The organism is Pseudoalteromonas sp. A601 (genome assembly GCF_002165575.1).
GTDB lineage: Bacteria > Pseudomonadota > Gammaproteobacteria > Enterobacterales > Alteromonadaceae > Pseudoalteromonas.
The window spans coordinates 208,659-231,096 of the sequence record NZ_MXQF01000004.1 but is presented as its reverse complement, the minus strand read 5'-3'; the positions used below and the strand labels follow the sequence as shown (position 1 = coordinate 231,096).

At 38.0% G+C, this 22,438-nt stretch carries 15 protein-coding genes; 11 read left to right on the top strand and 4 right to left on the bottom strand.

Going from position 1 to position 22,438, the window contains the following annotated elements; genetic code table 11:
* Positions 1 to 1,162 precede the first annotated feature (1,162 nt).
* From B5G52_RS04995 to B5G52_RS04970, 7 genes are all read left to right on the top strand, one after another.
* On the top strand, positions 1,163 to 2,668 hold the full coding sequence (locus B5G52_RS04995) for a methyl-accepting chemotaxis protein (RefSeq protein ID WP_369679913.1): 1,506 nt from the start codon (positions 1,163 to 1,165) through the stop codon (positions 2,666 to 2,668).
* 499 nt (positions 2,669 to 3,167) lie between these two features.
* Positions 3,168 to 5,921 (top strand): cadherin-like domain-containing protein, encoded by a 2,754-nt coding sequence (locus tag B5G52_RS04990; RefSeq protein WP_176372502.1) that lies wholly within the window; start codon positions 3,168 to 3,170, stop codon positions 5,919 to 5,921.
* A gap of 15 nt (positions 5,922 to 5,936) precedes the next feature.
* Positions 5,937 to 8,591 (top strand): TonB-dependent receptor plug domain-containing protein, encoded by a 2,655-nt coding sequence (locus B5G52_RS04985; RefSeq protein ID WP_087531596.1) that lies wholly within the window; start codon positions 5,937 to 5,939, stop codon positions 8,589 to 8,591.
* Complete coding sequence (locus tag B5G52_RS04980; RefSeq protein ID WP_087531595.1) at positions 8,584 to 9,645, top strand: cytochrome-c peroxidase; 1,062 nt, start codon at positions 8,584 to 8,586, stop codon at positions 9,643 to 9,645. The genes B5G52_RS04985 and B5G52_RS04980 overlap by 8 nt, the downstream gene beginning before the upstream one ends.
* Before the next feature lie 140 nt (positions 9,646 to 9,785).
* The gene (locus B5G52_RS04975; RefSeq protein WP_087531594.1) at positions 9,786 to 10,751 is read left to right on the top strand and encodes a hypothetical protein; all 966 of its coding nucleotides are present in this window, start codon (positions 9,786 to 9,788) and stop codon (positions 10,749 to 10,751) included.
* A 362-nt stretch (positions 10,752 to 11,113) separates the two neighbouring features.
* Positions 11,114 to 11,284 carry a hypothetical protein gene (locus B5G52_RS22015; protein ID WP_176372501.1) on the top strand — a complete coding sequence of 57 codons (171 nt, stop codon included), beginning with the start codon at positions 11,114 to 11,116 and terminating at the stop codon, positions 11,282 to 11,284.
* A gap of 348 nt (positions 11,285 to 11,632) precedes the next feature.
* Positions 11,633 to 11,827: a (2Fe-2S)-binding protein gene (locus tag B5G52_RS04970; protein WP_087531593.1), complete on the top strand. Its 195-nt coding sequence runs from the start codon at positions 11,633 to 11,635 to the stop codon at positions 11,825 to 11,827.
* A gap of 80 nt (positions 11,828 to 11,907) precedes the next feature.
* Here the strand turns inward: B5G52_RS04970 and bfr (B5G52_RS04965) are convergent, their stop codons facing one another.
* From bfr (B5G52_RS04965) to B5G52_RS04955, 3 genes are all read right to left on the bottom strand, one after another.
* Entirely contained in the window at positions 11,908 to 12,372 is a 465-nt protein-coding gene (gene bfr / locus B5G52_RS04965; RefSeq protein ID WP_087531592.1) for a bacterioferritin, read from the bottom strand.
* A 10-nt stretch (positions 12,373 to 12,382) separates the two neighbouring features.
* Entirely contained in the window at positions 12,383 to 12,856 is a 474-nt protein-coding gene (bfr, locus tag B5G52_RS04960; protein WP_087531591.1) for a bacterioferritin, read from the bottom strand.
* 232 nt (positions 12,857 to 13,088) lie between these two features.
* Positions 13,089 to 15,227, bottom strand: a complete 2,139-nt coding sequence (locus tag B5G52_RS04955) for a TonB-dependent receptor (RefSeq protein ID WP_087531590.1) — start codon at positions 15,225 to 15,227, stop codon at positions 13,089 to 13,091.
* A gap of 467 nt (positions 15,228 to 15,694) precedes the next feature.
* Between B5G52_RS04955 and B5G52_RS04950 the strand changes: the two genes are divergently transcribed.
* Complete coding sequence (locus B5G52_RS04950) at positions 15,695 to 16,222, top strand: hypothetical protein (RefSeq protein ID WP_087531589.1); 528 nt, start codon at positions 15,695 to 15,697, stop codon at positions 16,220 to 16,222.
* 23 nt (positions 16,223 to 16,245) lie between these two features.
* Here the strand turns inward: B5G52_RS04950 and B5G52_RS04945 are convergent, their stop codons facing one another.
* Positions 16,246 to 17,316: a PepSY domain-containing protein gene (locus tag B5G52_RS04945; RefSeq protein WP_087531588.1), complete on the bottom strand. Its 1,071-nt coding sequence runs from the start codon at positions 17,314 to 17,316 to the stop codon at positions 16,246 to 16,248.
* A 219-nt stretch (positions 17,317 to 17,535) separates the two neighbouring features.
* Here B5G52_RS04945 and B5G52_RS04940 point away from each other — a divergent pair, with 219 nt between their 5' ends.
* From B5G52_RS04940 to B5G52_RS04930, 3 genes are all read left to right on the top strand, one after another.
* Positions 17,536 to 17,916, top strand: a complete 381-nt coding sequence (locus tag B5G52_RS04940) for a hypothetical protein (protein WP_087531587.1) — start codon at positions 17,536 to 17,538, stop codon at positions 17,914 to 17,916.
* 186 nt (positions 17,917 to 18,102) lie between these two features.
* The gene (locus B5G52_RS04935) at positions 18,103 to 19,257 is read left to right on the top strand and encodes an efflux RND transporter periplasmic adaptor subunit (protein WP_254911139.1); all 1,155 of its coding nucleotides are present in this window, start codon (positions 18,103 to 18,105) and stop codon (positions 19,255 to 19,257) included.
* A gap of 11 nt (positions 19,258 to 19,268) precedes the next feature.
* A complete protein-coding gene (locus B5G52_RS04930) occupies positions 19,269 to 22,412 on the top strand; it encodes an efflux RND transporter permease subunit (protein WP_087531585.1) in 3,144 nt (1,047 codons plus the stop codon).
* Positions 22,413 to 22,438: the final 26 nt, after the last annotated feature.

Sequence of the window (22,438 nt, the reverse complement as noted above, 5' to 3'; positions counted from 1 at the left end):
TTGTGTGTAGAAAACCTAAATCACTGAAATCGATCAGTTAAAGCTTGTAGGTTTAATGAATATAAACATCATATGTTTATATTGTCAACATATGAGATATAGTGAAACTTGGATGAGCTGGTGTTTTTTTAAGCTACTAAAAGAGGGGGGGGGGGGATTAATCATAAGGTACTGAATTAATTATCAACAGGTTATTTAGAAAGTCATTATACTAACAATTTATTCTATTATTATACCTAGATAAACATAGTATGTTTTATGGCTGTTATAGATAGCGTTTAGTTATGCTTAACAATACCTTATGCCGTATGGGCTAGCTCATTATCATTTTTCTTAGCATCTTTTGAAGTCACTACAAACTCACTCCAGCAAGAGGGTAAAGGCACTGAAAGTTCTCACTCAGCTCCTTTTGTGAGTGAAAATGCTTTGTGATCTGTGCACAACAAAAAATGGCTAAGCTAGAAACTAAAATGAACAAGGTGAAACGCTTACCACTAAGCGTTTAAATAAACATGTCTGCCATTTTATCTTTTCTAAGTTTTAATAAAGACAACTTAACAGGGCTTATTGGCTGAAATGCTACGTCTAAATATTTTGCCTGAGGGCTACATTTATCCTCGTGAGCTCAGGGCTGTTCGTGACTTAATGCTTAAACGAATGGCCGCTATCAGAAAAGTGTGGATGTTGGGCAGGTATACACAGGTTTCAGTTTAGTGAATGCAGCATTTTCGGTCATTTCTAACCTCACATTAATACGCTGTGCTCAACAGCAAATCAATGCAATAGAGGGTGCCATTGTACATCAAATATCGCTCTCCTCGGAATTTATAAACCTAACCAATATCGATGGGATTGGGAATACATTATCACTGACCATTATGTTAGAGACGGTGAATAAAGAATCCTTGTTTTTAAATTTCCCGTAATAAATCATCTGTAGAGTTGCAAAATAATTATGGAAGCAAGGTACTGATAAATATAATGTTAAATATTGTTTGATAAGCGCTACCTGCATAACAAAGCGTTCATTTTTTGTGTGGTCTTCTTTTATATTATGACTTTCTAATGTATTATATGTACATGATTTACATCCTAATCAGATCAGGCTGGTATGCGCAAAAACTTACCGATCACAAATAATGAGAGAAAACTCTCAGCAGATATGAAACTAATTACAATTACCGATAAGAGTGGAACGATTATTGATTGTAATGACGCTTTTGTTGATATCAGTGGATTTGAAAAAAGTGAATTGGTTGGTCAACCACATAATATTGTTAGGCACCCTGATATGCCTGCCGCCGCGTTTAAAGTTATGTGGGAGCACTTAAAACAAGGTAAAGCTTGGATGGGGCATGTAAAAAACCGTTGTAAAAATGGTGATTTTTATTGGGTAGATGCTTATGTCACTCCTATTAGCGAACACGGAAAGGTCGTTGGTTACGAGTCTGTTAGAGTGTGCCCAAAAAGAGATGATGTGGCCAGAGCCGAAGCATATTACGCTAAGTTAAATAAAGGAGAAACTCTAAAGCTTAACCTACCTGTAACTCCAACTTTGCCGAATATTTTGTTGCTATTCACAGTGTTATTAACGGTGTTTCTGTACAGTATTGGCTACCATGCGACTTCTCATACAATTCTTTTTATAAATTTTATAGCATATGCGCTCCTAACGTCATACAAACACAAAACCACAATTCATACATTGCATAACATGCTCAATAAAAGCTTCACGCATGATATTGCAGCACATACCTACACTAAATCAGCAGGAAAGTTAGGCAAACTAAAAGTCGCTATCTTAAGCTCTCAGGCACATTTGACAACGGTTATTACGCGGATTGAAAGTGCAGCAAAGGATGTGGCTATAGAGTCTGAAAAAGGCTACTTAATGACCATGAAAACATGTGAGCAAATAGAGCAGCAGCAGGCCGAGACTCTTCAAGTTGCAACAGCTATGAATGAAATGACAACCACTATATCTGAAGTGGCAAAACATGTAACTGAGACCGCGAGTCATGCTGATGTTGCAAATGAATTGGCATTAAAAGGTAACCATGTAGCGGATGTAACGAGAGGATCCATTCAGAAATTGCGAGATACAGTGTCTGATATTAGTACTTCAGTATCAGAAGTTTCCGAGCAAACTAAGCTAATTGCAAAAGCCGCGCAGATTATTGAGCAAATTGCTGATCAGACTAACTTATTGGCTTTAAATGCTGCAATTGAAGCTGCAAGAGCAGGTGAACAAGGGCGAGGGTTTGCGGTGGTGGCAGGTGAGGTAAGAAACTTGGCACAGAGAACACAAGAATCAACCAGTGAAATTTATGACATTATTGATACGCTAACCGCTAAGGCTATAAATGCAGTAAATACAGCGGACTTAGGCACGGATGCCGCTGATGAGGGGCTGGCGCGTGTAGTTGAAAGTGCTGAAATGCTGAATGGTATTTCTGATGCAATTGATAATATTGCTCAAATGTCTAATCAGATGTCTGCGGCTGTCGAGGAGCAAGCTTCTGTCGCTGATGAAATCAATAGGCAAGTCGTTAATATTTCTGATTTAGCTTATACCTGCTCGGAAGATGCAACGAAAACATCCAAGTCAATCACACTTTTAAAAAATACCTCTGATCAATTATTAGAGCTTGTTGTTCGATTTAAGTAGTAAATTTAAAAAGGTGTAGATGATAATGGCAGCTACTTTAAAATAGAGTGTTGGCCTTCATTTAATGAAAATGAGTTTAGCAAACAGTTTAAGAGTTGTTCTCAGCGATTGGCATTTTCACTATGTGTTGCGGTAAGTGTTTAAGTATGTCATGGCTTTGTATAGTGCTGCTCACATCTAAATGCGGTGCTCCTAACTTCCCCTTATGCCACAAATCGGATAAAAACATTTTTATAAATCCCATATTTATTCATAAAGGCTTTTAAAGCCTTTATATGATCAATTTATAAACTCACCTACTTATTTACCTAAAGCTAATCTTACTTAAATTTAGACAATTCTCAAATTGCCGTGAAATCCCATTCTAAGTGGCACTAGCCACACTTATAAAACCTACCAATCATCAATCTAAATGCAATTGAGATCTGTTATTGTTTGTATTTATTGTGTAGAATGCAACGCACTTATTTATCAAAAAATAATAAATGCGGGAGTTTCAATGAATAATAAAATAAAGTATTTACCTGTTGCTATAGCTTTGGTGCTAGCTGGATGTGGGAGTTCAGATAGTAATAAAACACCTGAATTCACTAGTAATACTAGCTTTAGCCTTGATGAAGATACAATTTTAAATGGGCAGTTAACAGCTCAAGACAGTGACCCTGTTACCTTCTCATTAGCATCAAGTGCAAGTAATGGTGTATTTCAATTAAATGCAGATGGCTCATTTATTTATACACCAAATGAGAATTTTTCAGGCCAAGATACAGTTGCAGTAACTGCGACTGATGGTTCTTTAAATACAAATGCAACACTCACCATTACAGTTAATAACATTAATGATGCACCTACATTAGTAAATCAATCTATCACTGTTACTACGTCAACATCTACTCAAGGCACGCTTACTTTTCATGATGCTGATGATGATGCCGTCACTGTAAGTATTATAACTGCACCAGAAAATGGTGTATTAACACTAGATAGTTCAACCGGTGAGTTTAATTACGAAGCGGAATCGTTATCTGAAATTAATGATAGTTTTGTTGTTTCGTATACCGACGGTAATATCAGTGAGGCAATTACAGCCACTATATTATTAAAGCCTTCGTATATTACTAATGAAGATAAGCGTAACTATTATTACAGCTCTGAGAGTTCACATTTAAAGCAGGCTGAAGCTATTGCAAGCAATATTAATGATGATGCCTACATGAATCAGGTTAACGCAGAGCTTGCTAGTGGTTATTTAATTGCTGGATTCGATGATAAAGCAGAGCAGTTATTTAATGCAGTAACGACGTTGGATGAGCAAGCGCAAGCATACCGTAACGTCGCTAGTAAATTAGACAGCTTAGGCCAAACTGATGAAGCAGGTGAATACCGTGAAAAAGCAGTGACAGCTTATAATGAGTATATTGCTAATAAAGGGCTTGAGAATATAAGTTCAAGCGATCCAACTTTTTTTATCACTATTGCTAATGAGTACAATGATGCTCAGCAGTATGAACAAGCGCAAGAACTGTATAACACACTTGTACTTTATGCCGATTCAGTTCGAAAAGAAGAATATGATGTTACATACGGGCGCTTTTTAACTGCATTTAGTCGTGCAGCAGCCTCATCGGTAGAAAGTTTTTTAGCTGATAGAACAGAAGAAAACAAGCAAAAAGCAAAACAAGTTATAAAATTATTTGCTGAGTTGGTTGTTAAAACGGGCTTTCAATATCAAAGTAGTGGTGAATATGAAGGTCAACCTGTTAACAGGTTGAAATCGTTTTATATATTAACCCCTATTGATTTGTCATTACAAATAAATGATATTGAAACTGCAAAATATTATACCAACTATGCTTTATCACTATATGGGAGCAAAGGGCTAGATAGTGCTTATTTATTTGAAGCATCGCCATATTCAGAGGCAACATTAGCAACGTATCAATATCCACTTGAAACACTGACAGCTTATGTAAGTAATCTATATAATTTGGAAATGGCTGCTAATCCTGCATTCGCACTTATTACTAAAGAAAGGGATCAAACAGATGCTATTGAAAATACATTAGCATACGACATTGCTAATAAGTTAGTTGCAGGCTACACAGTCGCAGATGCTATTGCTCCTGCTAAAACATACTTTATTGATGAAGACGACAACAATATAGCAAGCTTATATACAACATTAGCTGAAGGTTACACTTCCCCAGGTGCATCTACTATTTTATTTAATATGGGTTATTCAGAGCTTGGTTTATCTTTGCTTGATGAAGCCGCAAAATATATGTATACCGCTGAATATTTTGATCAACAAGCTTCATCGAGTCTTAAACGTAAAACAGGTTGGCAAGGTTGCTCTCGTCATGTCAGCTTAGATTTGCAGATGGGTAGCCAATCACAAGCGCAAACACATGCGATTCAATGTATTGATTGGATGGAAGATAATAGCGATAAGCTAACAACAGCTCTAAATCTTGAGTTCTATAGTGATGCTATTAAAATTTATAGCATTGCAGGGCTAAGCGATGATATTCCTGCGCTTATTACTAAGCTTAAAGCTGAAATCTATCTGTTAGAAAATACAACTAGCAAAGTGACAGCCTTAACAACGTACGTGGGTTATCTAATAGAGAATGACCAACCAGAGCTTGCTCAAGAGTGGGTAACAGAGGCTATAAATATTGTTAATGATAATCTCAATAGCATTGATATGGATGAATTTACAGCGTTATATGAAGTATTATTGAGTAATATTATTGGCGATGATGAGCTGGGGAGTTACTATTTTACCCGAGATTCATTCTTTGTTTCATTAGCTAAATATCAAGCATATAACTCTAATTATGCGGTTATATATGCAGATATTTACAATAAGCTGACAACTTTGTTGGATGCTTCAAAAACCTTATTGCTTTCTCAGTCTGATAAAGTTATTCAAGACAACATAGAAACTTATGTTGAGCTATATACAAGACTAAACTTATTAGATACTGCGGATGAGCTGATTAATTTAGATGTTAACGGTGCTGCAGATAAACTAGCACTGTATACATTACAAGCGACTGCAACTGCTGCTAAAGACGATTTCCCTGGTTCAGCGCTTGCGAGTGTTGATACAGATCATGATGGGAAGCCAAACTTCTTCTTAACAGGTGCAACAGACGAAGCAATTGCTGAATCTGGTTTAATTGCTGACACAGATGCTGATAATGACGGCGTTGAAGATAGTGTAGATAGCACACCACTTAATAAGTAATTAGGAGTTAAAACTATGCAAACGCGCTTATTTATAGCGTGTTTGCTATTTTTACTTTGCGAAAAAGCAATCGCTAATGAAGAAGTAAAAGAGCAAACAACAAAGCAGCAATGCGAAAAAGAACCATGTATAACCCAAGAGATAGAGCGTATCACCGTAAAAGGGCAATATGTAGGTATTGAAGTCCCTGAGGTTATTGGTCGTGCTTATTTAGATCGTAACTTTATTGATTCTACCCCTAAAGGCAATGGCGATATTAATGAACTTATTGCGTTACTGCCGGGTGTTTTACTCAGTGAAGATAGTTACTCTATTGAAAGTTTAACTGAGATCACAGCTCCTGAAATTAGCATTTCGGGTGCAAAACCTTGGCAAACAGGGTTTATGATTGATGGCATGAATTATAATAATCGCCTAGATCCAGCAAGCGCAAGCCGAATCACCGCATCTGAGAATGATGTGTATGGCGGTGTGCAAAGTATGAACGTTAATAGTCAAATTGTAGAGTCTATCACTGTATATGATCACAATATTCCTGCGGATTATGGTGACTTTTCGGGTGGTGTAGTTGATGCGGAAACTATTTCTGCATTTGCAACGGACAGCCGTGTGAGCTTAGGCATTAGAGGAAATAAAAGTGATTGGGGGCAATATCATATTATCACTGATGAAGATGCCGAAGATAACTCTGAAATTCAAGCCGACCCTATAGAAGCTCCCGTCTATGAAAAAACCAATATCGATTTAATGCTACAAAAACGCTTTAACGATAATCATGCACTATTATTAAATATTAGCTATTTAAACAGTGATATATCTGATATTTCACTGTCTCAAATGAAAACAACGCACAGAGAAAATATTAACGGCTTACTCAAATACAGTTATCGTAATGGTTGGGTAGATAAACTCGATTTAAGCGTATTGTACGCACCCTATGAATCTCAGTCATTTTTAAAAGATGTTTTAGCGAGTGAGTACCAAGTTGAAGGGGGGAATCTTGGTTTTATAGTGAATTTGGCAGAAGAGACAACGCTAGGCTATTGGCGAAGTGAATTAAATGCCAGCCAAAGTGATAACAACCGGACTGCTCCACCACATTATTATATTTGGCAACAAGCAAAAGGAAAGGAATGGGGGCAGCTTGCAAATAATAATGTTGATGGCGTTCCTACTTCAGAGTTTGGTGGCTACGGCAATTTAAATAACACACAAACAACGGTTAATTGGCGTAATAGTTTATCTTTTAATAACATTAAGCTTGCTAATGCTGACCATCAAATACGTATTGGAGCGGAGCTAAATCATCAAAATGTTGAGCGTGTTCGGGCTCAGGATTATTACAAGTATGACTCCCCAATACAGTATTCATCTACCTCAAGTACGCTTAATTGCAGTGGTTATACGTTGGATTGTGTTGAACAAAGTTACTTTGTTGATCTCGATACGCTTGCACAGCAATTAGGAGGGGAGATTAATTTTAATAACCCAGATCACCTAATTGCTTATGCAAATAATGTAGAAACAACGGCGCAATATTTCAACTCTCGGCAAGTTACGCCACAAGAAAGTATCAATGTGAGCTTAAATAAAGCATCAATTTATGCGACTGATGTTGTAAATTGGCAACAGTTTGAATTTCATTTAGGAGTTCGATACGATTATGATGACTTTTTTAAAAATCACAATATAGCCCCTAGAGTATCAATGGGCTATGATATTTTTAATGATAGTAATACTTTACTTACCGCTGGCTTAAATCGCTATTATGATGCTGGACTTTTAGCTTATAAAATCAAAGAGCAACAAAAATTTGCTTATCGAGAATATCGACCAATTAATGCAGGTGCTTTACAAGCTTGGCTACCTTCTTCGTATACAGGTAATTATCGGTATCGTTATGATGATATAGACACCCCTTTTGATGATGAGATGGCTTTAGGTATACGTCATGCAACTCAAAAATTTGGTAATTTATCGCTTAAATATGTAAAACGTTTTAAGCGTAAGCAGTTAGCCAGAAATGAAGAAACAGACCTTGAGAATGATGGGTATGAATATATCACCGTGAATAATGAAGGGGTTGGCAGTAGCGAGCGATATTCAATAGCATGGGATGCTAAATTTGGTGACCATTCATTTTGGGCAAATGCCAGCTATAGTCAAAACAAGGAATCAAATACAGACTATACAGCAACAGCGGATAACACACCTGTTGAATCGCTTGTGTATTATAACGATCAATTACTCAGCCTTTCTGAACTCAATACAATTAAAACTAATTTTGCACGGCCTGTTAGTGGAAATGTGGGTTGGAATACTGATTGGACAGATAACTTCTCTACGGGCTTAACTGCGATTTATAGTGGGAGTTACAAAACAGCTCAACTCTCTGATTCATTTAAACAAATTAGTGTAGGGAAAGAATGCGAAAACTGTGAAGTAGTCGGTGTGTATGTACCCGTTTATAAAGATTATAAATTTGAATCTAGGATTATGTTAGCTTTAAATGCTCGTTGGGAATATAAATTAAGCTGCTCTCAGTTCATTGAAGTTAGTTTAGATATAAGTAACTTACTTAACATTAGAACTCATTCAATTATTGAAGGGGATACAGGTATTGAACCTGGCCGTATGTTTTGGTTGGGGTTAAGTTACAACTATGAATAAGTATACCTTTTTATTATTGCTTATTTGCTTTAACACCACAGCAATGAGTGATTTACGTGAGCAATATGGCCAACCACAAAGTGAATGGCCACTGCGTAAAACAGCAGATAACCAAATAGCAGCTCCATTACAACCACTTAAAAATATTGCGCCAGATGCATCATCAGCGCTGATTAAATTAGGCGAAAAGCTATTTAATGATAAACGTTTATCTCGTGATAAAACGGTAAGTTGTGCTATGTGTCACGAAAATCGTCTTGGCTTTACTGACAGACGAAAAGTAGCAATTGGTATTGATGGGCTAGCTGGAACGCGTAATACGCAAGCTATTTTTGGTATTGATCATTGGCAAAGCTTTTTTTGGGATGGGCGTGCTGTCAATGCAGAACAACAAGCTTTAATGCCTATTGAAAATCCTCTTGAGATGGATTTAAACCCTGATTTAGCGGTGGAGAGGGTCAACTTAGCCAACGACTATCGCTATTTTATTCAAGGTGCTTTTCAAACTGAGACGCTAAATAAGCAGCAAATGGCTCAGGCTATTGTGGCATTTGAGCGAACATTTGAAGCGCCAAATAGCTTATTTACTCAGTTTATTAACGAAATGCAAAATAACCCAAAAAAGGCAATTAAACTGCTAACGGATCAGCAAATTGAAGGTTTACATATATTTAGAACAAAAGCTAAATGTATGACCTGCCATGAAGGTGCGTTGCTAAGTGACAATGAGTTTCATATTACTGGGTTACATTTTTACGGTCGTAGGTTACAAGATTTAGGGCGTTTTGATGCCACAGCAGATCCGCAAGATAAAGGTAAATTTAGAACTCCTTCATTACTTGGTCTAGAGCAATCGAAACCGTGGATGCACAATGGGTTATTTAGTAGTTTAGGTGGCATTGTTAATTTTTATAATGCTGGTGGAGCGAGACCGAAGCCCAGAGGTGAATATAAAGATGATCCACACTTCCCTGAAACCACTGAGCTATTACATAAGCTGGAATTGAGCAGGGCTGAACGATCAGCGTTGATTTCATTTTTAGAGATTTTGTAAGCTCAACAGGTAACTACGTAGGGGTGTATGATGGGATTATTGAGGATCATGATAACGCTTGTGATTTTATTGATGAATACCCTGTGCAAGGTATATACGAATATGTCTTATTTGATGCGTGCTAACAGAGAGTTTAATTTATGAAAGAAAAAAAGTTTATAATATTATTTTTTTTGTGTTGTTTGTTAGTTATTACAAGCTGGTTTGTTTTTTTTGATGGTAAAGAAAACACAAAAACAAAAGATATCGTTGAGCAAAAACCTGCTTCGTCTGATGTTTATAATGCTATTCCTGACAGTGATGAGCCAACAGATATAAAAAGTGTTGGCAATAATTTAACAGAGAATAATTCAATTACAGAAAGTGCTTCAGAAGATCTCCAGGACCTAGTTGAAAGCCTATCGAACCTCACAGCCAATGAAATAGTGATTAAACTCTTAATTGAGGAGCGATATTATGCTCATACCACAAAAATTTTACTGGAACTAATAAAAAATGGCACTTTAGGTATTAATGAATCCCTAAAAGGCAACAACGGAAACAATAAGGCGACATATTATACGCCTCTATATGTTGCTTTAATACCTTATGATCAAGTTAGCTACGATGAGTTTTCAGAGTTTATGGATTTAGGAGCAGCGATAGATACCAGCAATACTTGGTTGAGAAAACTGGCTAAAATAAAGGATGAACGTATCATACAAAGGTGGGTTGATGAGTCCGGTGTTGGGCCTGAACATTACGATCAATTGATGAATTTAGCTTTAACTAAAGGTTCTCCTGAGCTTGTAAGTTATATAAGAGAATATGACCTAGGAGGTATTAATTATACTTTTGATCCTACTTCATTTACTAAGTCAAAAATGAATATAAAAGATTATATAGCTAGCGAGATAGATGAAGAAAAATACGCTCAATCGGGGCGTATAACACCCTTTCAATTCATAACTGCAGATATATCTAGAGCTAATATATATTTAAATAAAGTACGAGTAATGAAAATGAAACCTGGCTTAACACAAAGTGAAATAGATAATTTTGATAAGTCACTTATAGTTATTCAGGAAAGGATTGAGGATTTGCAAAAAATTAAACAAAACCTTTAGATTAATTTTTTAATAATCAACCAAGCCCAATATATTTGGGCTTGGTACGTGAAAGAGTTGTAGGTCATCTAGAGAAAGTTGAGCTTCTAACTTACATGAAGAAAATATGCCTGTCTTTTTTATTTGGGTTGTATAGAGCCGCTTTTCTGAGATGAAAAGCGCAATATTACGGTCACAGGTAGCATTAAAATGGTGAAGCCCTTTTTAAATTTTAGGTTAAAGTCAGTTATCGATTGAACCAAAATAGCTACTCGGCTATGTTTGATTCATCATCAAAAATAAATTTAAAACGAGTTAATCTACAGGCTCGGTAGCAGTTTCAATTATTTTAATTAAGCCTTTTATTCAGGAGAATATTTTAAATGAATTACATTAATGAAGGTGGTCAATTTTTTGCGGGGGTTGGTACCTTAGCTTTATTAAATGCTGGTTTAGCTCAAAGTAAAAATAGGAGGGGGTTAGTTTGGTTTTTAATCTCTTTATTTATAGGACCAATTGCAACTTTGCTTTTAGTTGTTTTAGAAGAACATTGAGTAAAAAGCTGTCTAGTGAAAGCTGGGAAGTCCACACCTAACAAGTGACTAAGGTTATGAGTGTCCGCAATTGCCACAAATCGAAATAGAAACATTTTTATAAATCCCATATTTAATCATAAAGGCTTTTAAAGCCTTTATGGGAGCAATTTATCAATTCACAAAGTAATTTACCTAAAACTAATCTTACTTAAATTTAGACAATTCTAAAGCTGCCGCGAATTCTCAATTTAAGTGGTCTTGGCCACAAATAAAAATAATTCTCAGTTTTATGCAATAATCAATTGCGAACTGTTTACGTTTAGATTAATATACAAGCTCAAATCTAATTGAGAGTGTTTTTCATTTATGTATATCTGTTTATGTCACGGTGTGACAGATAAAAAAATTGAACAAACAATTGACGAAGGTGCAACTACGATGCGTGAGCTGAGTAAAGAGCTGAAAGTCGGAAGTCAGTGTGGCAAGTGCTGCTGCTGTACTAAAAAGATCCTCAATCGTAAACTTATTGAAATTGCGGATATTACAGATCAAGTTGCTTAAAGTTGTTGTTTGAGCTTTCTTTGAAAAAATAACGCATAAAAAAAAGCAGCCTAGGCTGCTTTTTTAGTAATAACGAAAAGTTACATTTGTGATTGAAGGTAGTTTTCAATACCTGTGCTCTTAATTAGCAACTGCTGTGTTTCAAGCCAATCAATTTGTTCTTCTTGCTCGTTTAAAATGTTGTCTAGCGCTTCACGGCTAATATAATCTTTTTTGCTTTCGGCAAGTTTGATTGCATCTTTTAAATCATCAAGCGTGTCTAGCTCAAAACTCATATTTGCATTAATCATTTCTTCGCTGTTTTCACCAATGCGTAAACGACCAAGATCTTGAAGGTTAGGTAAGCCTTCTAAAAATAAAATACGCTCAATTAAACGGTCGGCGTTTTTCATTTTTTGGATTGATACTTTGTAGTCGGCCTTATCTAAAACACTAAAACCAAAATCTTTAAACATACGTGCATGTAAAAAGTATTGGTTGATACCAACTAATTCATTCGCTAAAACTTTATTTAGTGCTGCTATAACGTCTTTATCGCCTTTCATGCTTTAGCTCCTATTCACCCATTTGTGATTGATGATAGTTTTGGCTACCAATTTTATCGATTAGGCCAAGTTGTTGCTCTAACCAATAAACATGATCTTCTTCTGTATCAAATAACAGCTTTTCAAGAATTTCACGTGATTGATAATCTTTTTCTTGTTCACATACTGCAATAACTTCTTTAACACACTCAACAACTTCTAGCTCAAGTGTTAAATCGTTTTGCATCATGCTTTTTACGTCGTGACCAATAATTAGGTCGCGGCGTTTAGTCATGTTTGGTACACCTTCGAGGAATAAAATGCGTTTGATCAGCCAATCAGCGTGATCTTTTTCTTCTTCCATTTCATGATTTAAGCGAACATAAAGTTTATCTAAACCCCAATCATCATACATGCGAGAGTGGATGAAATACTGATCAATTGCAGCAAGTTCATTGGCTAACAACTTATTAAAGCTGTCGATAACTTTTTGATTACCTTTCATAACGGTGGCCTTTTATAAAACTCAATGTCGCTAGTGTAGTATATAAATCCGTAATTGCAAGTTTTTCCTTTATAAATCAGATGGTTATTATTGATTGTGATTCTCGTTTAAGTTTGCATTGTTGGTTGCTTTATGAACAGATTGTTATTTATATTTGTGGTACAAGGTTTAAGTTGAAATGCTAAGAAAGGTCTCGTTCATTGCGCAGGGCAATGAACGAGTTGCATAGTATTTAAAATTGGTATTTAACACCCAGGGTTGCAGTTGTACCAAGGCCTTTAATGTTGTAGCCGCCATAAGTATACGATTGTGCTCGGGCAGGGAAGTAGTCTTCATTAAATAAATTTTCAATTCCCATAAACCCTTGCCAATTAGCAGCAAATTGGTATTGGCCACTTAAGTTAAATACGTTGTAACTTTCTATTGGCCCTTGATCGCCAACATATTTACCATCATCACCTGCCTCAAAGCGTTTTCTATCACCGACATAGAGGTAGCTTAATGTAATTGACAAGTCATTACTTGGTTGCCAGTTAACGTTTGCAGTTGCTTTTGGTGGACTGATTTGTCTTGAGCCTAAATAAGTGTCGGCTTCTGTGTCTTTGCCTTCAACATAACTGTATGTAGCAAGTAATTTCACGCTTGGCGTTACGGTGTAGTTTACAGCTGTTTCATAGCCCCAAATTTCTTGTGGTGCACGAACTGGTTCATACACACCGGTTACTTCGTTAAATGAGTTTGTAGTGCCAAACTCTGATGTACTCCGATAAGCAGCCACTTCGATGCGCAGGTTTTCAAATTGAGAGTTAAAGCCAATTTCGTAGTTATCGATTATTGACGCTTGGGTTTGAATAAGGCCTATATCATTCACTGTTGCAGCACGCAGTAAACGGCCTACATCTGAGATATCAGAACCTTGCGAATAACTAAAGAATGGGCTGAATTTTTCGTTTAGGTTATATTTAATACCCACGTTATAGGTGGTGGCGTCATATTCAATGGTGTCACCTTTTACATTAATAGGCACCGAGCATTGTGTTGCTGTTTTGCATAGCTTGAGAGTACGGTAATCATCTACAGTTAAATCGATAGATTCCTGACGAACGCCTGCTTTAATAATTAAGTCATCTGCAATCACCCATTTGGTTTGAAAAAAGCCTGCAATGCTTTTCATATCCATTTTTGGCACCCAAACTCGGCCATCAACCAGCGGTTGTGATGTCACATCATTTAATGCATCAATACCATAAATGAATGAAGCTTCAATTGAGTCAAAGTCTGCTTGAGTATTAAATGTTGCACGTGCGCCTTTTTTATCTGAACTAATTATAGATTGGCCGCCATCGTAGTTTTCATCCGGGTTAGCAAGATTGGGGGAGAAGAAAAATACGTTTTCAATATCTTGCATGTACAAGTCTAGGGTCATTTGAGTGTTTTCAAATAACGCGTAATCAGTGTACTTTAGGGTTAAATTTTCGTTCCCTTCTGGGCCTTGAGGTTTCCCTTGCTTTTGTAGTTCAGGTGGGACGTGAATTGCGTATGTTTTCTCACCCAAGCTGATATCACCCGGTACATCACCTAAGTCAGTTTTTTGCTGTGAACTAAAATAGTTGTAGCTAAACTGTAGTTGTTTTTCGTCATCAAAATCATAGCCAAGCTTGGTGAAGTAATTTTGCGTTACTGCATCTGATAAACCATATTGCAAACCAAGAATATCACCGTCAGCATCGCGTTGTACGCCATTTTCTTCATAGCTCGCTGTTACTAAATAGCTAAATTTGTCAGCGCGACCATTTATCGCAGCTGAGAGTCTTGCACCTGCGCTTTCTTCTAATTTTACTGCGCTAAAGCGGCTTGATAAGCTAATCTCACCTTGGGCTTTGCCATCTGTTCTAGCCTGTTTGGTGATGTAGTTAATGATACCGCCTGACGCACCGTTACCGTAAATAGAGGTTGCACCTTTGATGACTTCTATTCTGCTAATAGCACTTGGATCGAGTGTTTTTACCCCTAATGATCCGTTTCTCAGCGGGGTAGATTGCGGCACGCCGTCAATCATTACAAGCGGGGCGCGGCCGCGCAAAGATTGCCCTGTATTACTTGAGCTGCCCGTATCAGGCGCAAGACCTGGTACCATTTGCGCGAGCAAACTTTGCAGCTCAGGGTTTACTTTTAAGTGCTCTTCAATTTGTTTTTGGTTGATTATAGTAATGGATGCAGGTACTTCATCTATGCTTTCGAAAATACGGCTACCAGAGACTACAACTCGCTCCATTTGCTCTTCTGTAAGTTGATTTTTATTGATTGATTCGTCAGCAAATAATGAGGTACTTACCGTTAGAGCTAGCAAGGTTAAAGGCGTTTTGAACATGAAAATCCTTAAATTTAGTAGGAGGTGTGTCTAATGGGCGATATGGTAAATGTAAAGAACTGTAAAGGCAAGGTTAATGATAATTGTTTTTATTGGGTTGTTCGATGGATGTATTAATGGCTGTTTGTTGTCATGTATTATTACTATTTATAGACTCCGATAACAAAGCTGAAACATTTACTGCATTGTGTAGCTTTTACAGTGAAGGCAGATAAAGAATACGGCAGTAAACAATATTGAACATTTCTATTTGTTCGTTTTAATTGTATGATTTTTATTTTATAACCTTATAAATCAATGCTTTATTTTTATTAATGTTAGATAGGATGTACCTTTGTTCTCAGTATACTTATTTAGTGATAGCCGGTATTTTTTTTGCACGTATTTTATTACAACAGTTAGTTTTTGAAGAGCGAGCTTTAACTAACAACGTAATTAAACTTTTTATTCACTTGGAGGTGTAAGCTATGGCTACTTCGTTAAATAATGAAGAATTCGCAACAAAAGTCGCCGGTATATTTGATACTAAGGAGCAAGCAGATGATGCTTTTTCAAGCTTATGCGAAGACAGAGAGTTTGAACAAAGTAATATCGAAATTATTTCAGCACATGATCAACGTTTTGATGAAAAAATAGAGCCTGAAGATAAAAACATAGGGAAGACCTTACTCAAAACTCACCTTTTGTTTGGTGTTCTAGGGCTTGGTGTTGGGCTAATAATAAGCAGTGTATTTTTATTCATTGATGTTGAATTTATGCAAAGTTTTGTACTAGAAACTTACGCAGGTGTAAGCACTATATGTATTTTTATTGCGTTGCTGGTCGCAGGGTTTGTGTCAATTCGTCCGGATCACGATCCTTTGATCAATGAGGTAAGAAAAGCAACCCGCTCAGGTAAGTGGGTGCTTGTTGTTCACACCGATTCACACAAAAAAGGTGATAAGGCTAAGGAATTAATCAAGCCATTTGCCACTAATGTGACGGCAACATTTTAATCATAATGATGTTAAATGCTGTATTAGCGGTAGTGCCTTTTATACCAAAAGTACAGACCTGACAAGGTAAAAAACAATGGCAATAACGCTATTAATAGCCAAAGTAGCTGTACTAAAGAGCCAGCAAAATCACCAATATGAAATTTATATTTAAAGTTCCAAGCTTGAGTGGTTAAGTTGGCTTTTGATGCATCATATGTTTGCAGTACTTGGCCTGTGTATTGATTTGCCCAAACCCAGCTGTAAGCATGACTCTCGCCAGGGTTTTTAACCCTCAGAGCGAGTGGTTCTGAGGCTAGCTTAGGGAAATAAATACGAAACAGATCGCTTTGTGGAAACGCACTTAAAGCATTTTTTAAAGCTAGCACAAAATTATCAGAATTCGCCTGTGCTGGCACTGTGAGAATCGGTGGTTTCGGCCTTGATTCAACGCTGTTTTGTGTAGTGAATTCTAGTACGGCTTTAGTTTGATCTTTCCAGTTGAATGCCATTCCTGTAAAAGCGATTAAAATTAACACTAAAAAGAAATACATCCCCAAAACTGTATGCAGTTGATAAAGTAAAATACGAAGTTTAGCTTTGGGTTTAATGACTAAACGCTTCAAACGATTTTTTGGTTTTATCCACAAATACACGCCAATTAACATATTGATAATGAAAATGAGTGCAGATATTGATACCCAGTTTCTAAGGGGTCTTTTACCGTCATTGTCTTGGTAAAGCAACCAGCGATGCAACGACATGGTAAAGCCATAAAGTGTACTGTAAAAATCGTATGTAAGGAGTATTTCACCTGTATAAGGGTTCACACTGGCATATTGTTTATCAGTTAGTTGTATTTGCCAGGCATATTCACGGTTTTGCTCTGGCATAAGCAATCTGAGATCTTGTTGGGTATGTAATCTGATTGTGTTGATAAGTTCAGGGTACGCCAATACTGCGGCTTTTGGCTCTACAGTCCATAATGCGGGGTTAATTAGGCGTTGTATATCTTTAGCGTAAATTAAAATTGCACCTGTAACGCTTAAACATATTAGAAATAATCCACTTATCAACGTAAGTAGTAAATGAGTACGACGTAACCACAGTTTCAACAGCTCACCTGACAGGTATTAAAGTTAACAGCAGGTGATGAGTATAAATGATAATAAGTGCGTTATTCAATATATAGCTACGGTTATGGTATTGCCTAGGCTGTTACATTGATCACCAGAGACAGTTAGGAAATCTCTGAAATGCATACAATAAGGCTTTGCCGCTCAAATAAGATCTGTTATTGTTTAGGCAGTTCAGACTGTTAGGTAATTTTGTTTTTGAAGCATTTAGTGGTGTTACTTTTAGCTCTATTGTTAATTCAACCAATGTTGGATAGCTTTGATGTGGCTGATTATAACGGCGCTATCAAACAGGCTTCTACTTTATTGATACAACAATCTGAATTAGATGCACATTGTATCAAAAGTGATGATCATAATACCCATCAGGCTGATCATCTTCAGCTTGCAAATGCACTTGCTGATGCGCTAGAAGATAGTCATTGTCATGTTTGCCATGTGTCTGCACTTTTTAGTCATATATGGCATTACTCTGTCTCTGCAATTGAAAACGAATCCATTAGCTTGGCAGATATTCGCTTTAATTCGCGCCTTGTTGTACCTGATTTAAGACCTCCCATCTCTTCACTAATAAGTTAAAAAATTCGACCTAATTGGTCATTAATTTATTAGTTTAAGAATTTATCAAACCTTTATTAACCTGTAAGTAGTTACCGTGTTTATGATGCAATGCTTGGTATAAAATGCTTGCGAATGCGCATAAACTCACTGCTCTGTCGGGTTGTTTTAAAGCTATTGAAGATTCTTTGTTATGGGAAACCCAAGATGAAGCAAATCTATTTTATTACGTTATTTATTATTTTTTCTATTTACCCTATGAGCAAAGCGGTAGGCGCTGTTGCTATAAAAGCTGAGCAAAACGAGCAGCACCAGCATGAAGAATGTGATGGGCATGGCTCTGAGGCGAAAACCGAAGGGCTTAGCTTAACGCAAGAACAATTGAATATGGCTGATATACAAATAGCGCCGTTGGCAAAGCAGTTTTATCAGTCTCAAATTTATGCGCCAGGAGAAATCAAAGCGAACGGCTACACCAGTTATTTATTGTCACCGCGCGTTGATTCTATTGTGGTAAAACGCCATGCCACGTTAGGACAACATATAGCTAAAGGTGCGCCACTGGTGACTTTATTTAGCGCGGATGTAGCCACTGCACAAACGAATTACCGCTTAGCGCAAGCACAATGGCAACGGTTAAAAAAGATGGCCCCAGGTACTGTGAGTGAAAAAGACGCTTTAACCGCTAAGGCTGAATACGAAGTGGCTTATAGCCAGCTTGCAGCGTTTGGTTTGATCCAAAAAGATATTGAGCAATCAATACAGATACCTCCCGAAAAGCTGGGTGAATACACCTTATATGCTCAGACTTTCGGCGTCATTTTAAGTGATGACTTTGCCCAAGGGCAACGGGTTGATTCCGGTGCACAATTAATGTTGATTGCTGATGAGGGTAATCTTTGGGTTGAAGCACAATTGTCGGCAAATCAAACAGTAAAAATAGCCAAAGGCGCTCATGTACAAATTCAAGTTAATGGCAAGCGTTACCCAGCTACCGTGTCACAAGAAGCACACACAATTAACCAAGTTACCCGCTCTAGAATCGTCAGATTAAATGTTGAAAATAGTCTGCACCAGTTGCACCCAGGTATGTTTAGCGATGTGTATTTTTCGTTTCCAACTTTAGAGCAAGTGTTGGCTGTACCAGAGCAAGCGTTAGTGAGAACAGAGGATGGCGATTGGGCGGTATTCGTAGTCAACGGCGAAGGTGAGTTTGTTGCAACTGAAGTAGAGCTTGGTGTTAAGTTTATCGGGTTACAACAAATTAAAGGGCTTACAGAGGGAACCAAAGTGGTGACTCAAGGGGCATTTTTTGTCGCATCAGAGCAAGCTAAAGGCGGCTTTGATCCGCATAACCATTAGGATCGACGACTATGTTTGATAAAATAGTGAATGCCGCTGTTAAGAATCGATTAATTGTGCTTTTAGCATTGTGTATCGTGGTTGCGATGAGCCTTGTGGTGATCCCAAAATTAAACCTTGATGCGTTTCCTGATGTTACAAATGTTCAAGTGGCTATAAATACTGAAGCACCGGGTTTAGCGGCTGTTGAAGTTGAGCAATTGATCACCTACCCCATTGAAGCTGTGATGTATGCCTTACCCGATGTTGAGCAAGTAAGGTCAATATCAAAAACCGGTTTATCTGGTGTGACAGTGGTATTTAAGGAAGGTGTCGATATTTACTTTGCTAGGCAGTTAGTGTTCGAGCGTTTGCAAGCAGCAAAGGAGCTAATCCCTGAAGGAGTAGGTCTACCAGAAATGGGGCCAAATACCTCAGGCTTAGGGCAAGTGTATCAATATCTGTTATCAGCTTCTGCGCAGTCCGGTATTGATACTATGGCACTACGCAGTATCAATGACTGGATTGTAAAGCTATTACTGTTACCTGTTGATGGTGTTACCGAAGTTTTGTCATTTGGTGGCGATGTACGTCAGTACCAAGTTAATTTAAATCCAAATAAATTACTTGCTTATAAGCTGACTCAACAACAGGTTGTGACGGCACTTGAACAAAACAATACGAACGTGGGTGGTTGGTATATGAATCGCGGCCAAGAGCAATTGGTGATCCGCGGTACGGGCTGGTTCAATGCAGGCAACCGAGGCTTGCAAGAAATTGCACAAACGCCTTTAAAATCAATTAATGGTTCTGTGGTTACTATCAGTGATGTAGCGCAAGTAGCATTGGGTAGTGAGATCCGCCAAGGTGCGGCAACCATGAGCAAAAAAGATGCACAAGGTAACGTGACTTCACTTGGAGAAGTCGTTACTGGCGTGGTGTTAAAACGCATAGGAGCAAATACTAAGCAAACCATTGATGGTATTAATTCTCGTGTTGACTTAATTAATCAGGCACTACCTGATGGCATATTGTTCGAGCCACTTTACGACCAAGCCGATTTGATCAGCAAAGCGGTTGATACAGTCGTGGATGCATTGTTATTGGCGTTTGTGTTTATTGTGGTGGTGTTAGCACTGTTTTTAATGAATTTACGGGCAACTTTATTGGTTCTCTTATCAATACCCATCTCAATAGGTTTAGCGTTATGTGTGATGGCATGGTTAGGGCTATCTGCAAATTTAATGTCATTAGGTGGCATTGCTGTTGCAATTGGTATGTTGGTTGATGGCTCTGTAGTAATGGTAGAGAATATCTTTCGCCATTTAACGCAATCAAACAGTCAATCACTTAAATTTAGTGAACGAATTAAATTAGCTGCGCAAGAAGTAGCTCGCCCAGTCTTTTTTGCCGCGCTGATTATACTTGTGGTATTTATGCCGTTGTTTAGTTTTGAAGGTGTTGAAGCAAAACTATTTCAGCCGATGGCAGTGAGTATTATGTTGGCGATTATCGCTGCGGTCGTTGTGGCCCTTGTAATTGTGCCTGCACTGGCGGTGTACTTGTTTGCTAATGGTGTTACGTTGCGTCGTAGTGTGGTGTTAGAGCCTTTAGATAAAGCATATAAGTTTTGTTTAAGCTGGGCTGTGTCTTCGCGTAAAATTGTTATTACATTAGCCGGTGCATTAGTACTCGTTGCGGCTTTATTAATCCCAAAGCTTGGAACAGAGTTTGTGCCTGAACTTGAGGAGGGTACTATTAATTTGCGCGTTACGTTAGCACCTTCTGCGAGTTTAGAGACCGCATTAGCCGTTGCGCCAAAACTTGAAGCCATCTTATTGCAATTTCCTGAGGTAGAATATGCGTTGAGCCGTATTGGCCGCCCCGAAGTGGGAGGCGATCCTGAGCCGGTTAATAATATAGAAATTTACCTCGGACTGAAACCTGTTAATGAGTGGCGTTCAGCCTCAAATCGAGCACAACTACAAGTATTGATGGAGCAAAAGCTAGAACAGTTCCCAGGCTTGTTGTTTAATTTTTCACAGCCAATAGCGACCCGTGTGGATGAGTTGCTATCTGGCGTTAAGGCACAGTTGGCAATTAAATTGTTTGGGGCAGATTTAGATGTATTAGTCAGTAAAGGGCAAGCCATTGAGCAGGCAGTAAAAAGTGTTACAGGAGCAAAAGACGTCGCAATGGAACAAATTGCGGGTGAGGCACAATTGGTTATTAAACCTGACCGCTTAGTACTATCGCGTTATGGTTTATCGGTTGGTGATTTAATGTTGGTGGTGCAAGATGGAATTGGCGGCACAGCTGCAGGGCAAATTATAAATGCTAACGAACGCTATGATATTTATGTAAGGATGGCAAAGCAATTTCGTAATACGCCAGAGGCTATCGCTGATTTACGCCTAGCATCACCGTCAGGCGCCTTAGTACGGATAGGCGATGTGGCAACCGTAAATATCGAGTCCGGTCCACCCCAAGTACGCCGTGATGACGTACAAAGACGTGTTGTGATCCAAGCGAATGTGCAAGGACGAGATATGGGTTCCGTGGTGGCTGATATCCGTACTGCTATTACCGAGCAGGTTGAGTTACCACCAGGTTATGGTGTAAATATTGGTGGGCAATTTGAAAACCAGCAGCGCGCTCAGCAGCGCTTATCTATTGTTGTACCTCTCTCTTTGGCGTTAATAGCTTTACTGCTTTATTTTGCGTTTGGCTCTATAGGCCAAGCCTTACTTATTTTGGTTAATGTACCACTAGCCGTTATTGGTGGAGTGGTTGCTCTTTATATCTCAGGGCAATATTTATCAGTGCCGAGCTCCGTAGGCTTTATAACCTTGTTTGGTGTTGCAGTGTTAAATGGTGTAGTGATGGTTGAGAGTATTAATAACCGTGTTAAAAGCGGTGATAGCTTAGATACTGCTGCATTTAACGGGGCATTATCACGGCTACGCCCGGTATTAATGACGGCCCTTACTTCTGCTTTAGGTTTAATTCCGATGTTGATGTCAACTGGTATTGGCGCTGAAATTCAAAAACCATTAGCCACGGTGATTGTAGGCGGGTTATTTACAGCAACATTTTTAACGCTATTTGTGCTGCCCACACTTTATCCAAAATTTAGTAAACACTTAATCGAGCAGGTAAATAGCAGGGAGCTTTAATCTTTCATTATTGTGCACTAAATATC

Excerpts from the sequence above, each read along its gene's own strand:
- B5G52_RS04930 (WP_087531585.1), top strand. The coding sequence starts at position 19,269 with ATGTTTGATAAAATAGTGAATGCCGCTGTTAAGAATCGATTAATTGTG.
- B5G52_RS04990 (WP_176372502.1), top strand. The coding sequence starts at position 3,168 with ATGAATAATAAAATAAAGTATTTACCTGTTGCTATAGCTTTGGTGCTA.
- B5G52_RS04980 (WP_087531595.1), top strand. The coding sequence starts at position 8,584 with ATGAATAAGTATACCTTTTTATTATTGCTTATTTGCTTTAACACCACA.
- bfr (WP_087531592.1), bottom strand. The coding sequence starts at position 12,372 with ATGAAAGGCGATAAAGACGTTATAGCAGCACTAAATAAAGTTTTAGCG.
- B5G52_RS04950 (WP_087531589.1), top strand. The coding sequence starts at position 15,695 with ATGGCTACTTCGTTAAATAATGAAGAATTCGCAACAAAAGTCGCCGGT.
- B5G52_RS04975 (WP_087531594.1), top strand. The coding sequence starts at position 9,786 with ATGAAAGAAAAAAAGTTTATAATATTATTTTTTTTGTGTTGTTTGTTA.
- B5G52_RS04970 (WP_087531593.1), top strand. The coding sequence starts at position 11,633 with ATGTATATCTGTTTATGTCACGGTGTGACAGATAAAAAAATTGAACAA.
- B5G52_RS04955 (WP_087531590.1), bottom strand. The coding sequence starts at position 15,227 with ATGTTCAAAACGCCTTTAACCTTGCTAGCTCTAACGGTAAGTACCTCA.
- B5G52_RS04935 (WP_254911139.1), top strand. The coding sequence starts at position 18,103 with ATGAAGCAAATCTATTTTATTACGTTATTTATTATTTTTTCTATTTAC.
- B5G52_RS04995 (WP_369679913.1), top strand. The coding sequence starts at position 1,163 with ATGAAACTAATTACAATTACCGATAAGAGTGGAACGATTATTGATTGT.
- B5G52_RS22015 (WP_176372501.1), top strand. The coding sequence starts at position 11,114 with ATGAATTACATTAATGAAGGTGGTCAATTTTTTGCGGGGGTTGGTACC.
- B5G52_RS04985 (WP_087531596.1), top strand. The coding sequence starts at position 5,937 with ATGCAAACGCGCTTATTTATAGCGTGTTTGCTATTTTTACTTTGCGAA.
- bfr (WP_087531591.1), bottom strand. The coding sequence starts at position 12,856 with ATGAAAGGTAATCAAAAAGTTATCGACAGCTTTAATAAGTTGTTAGCC.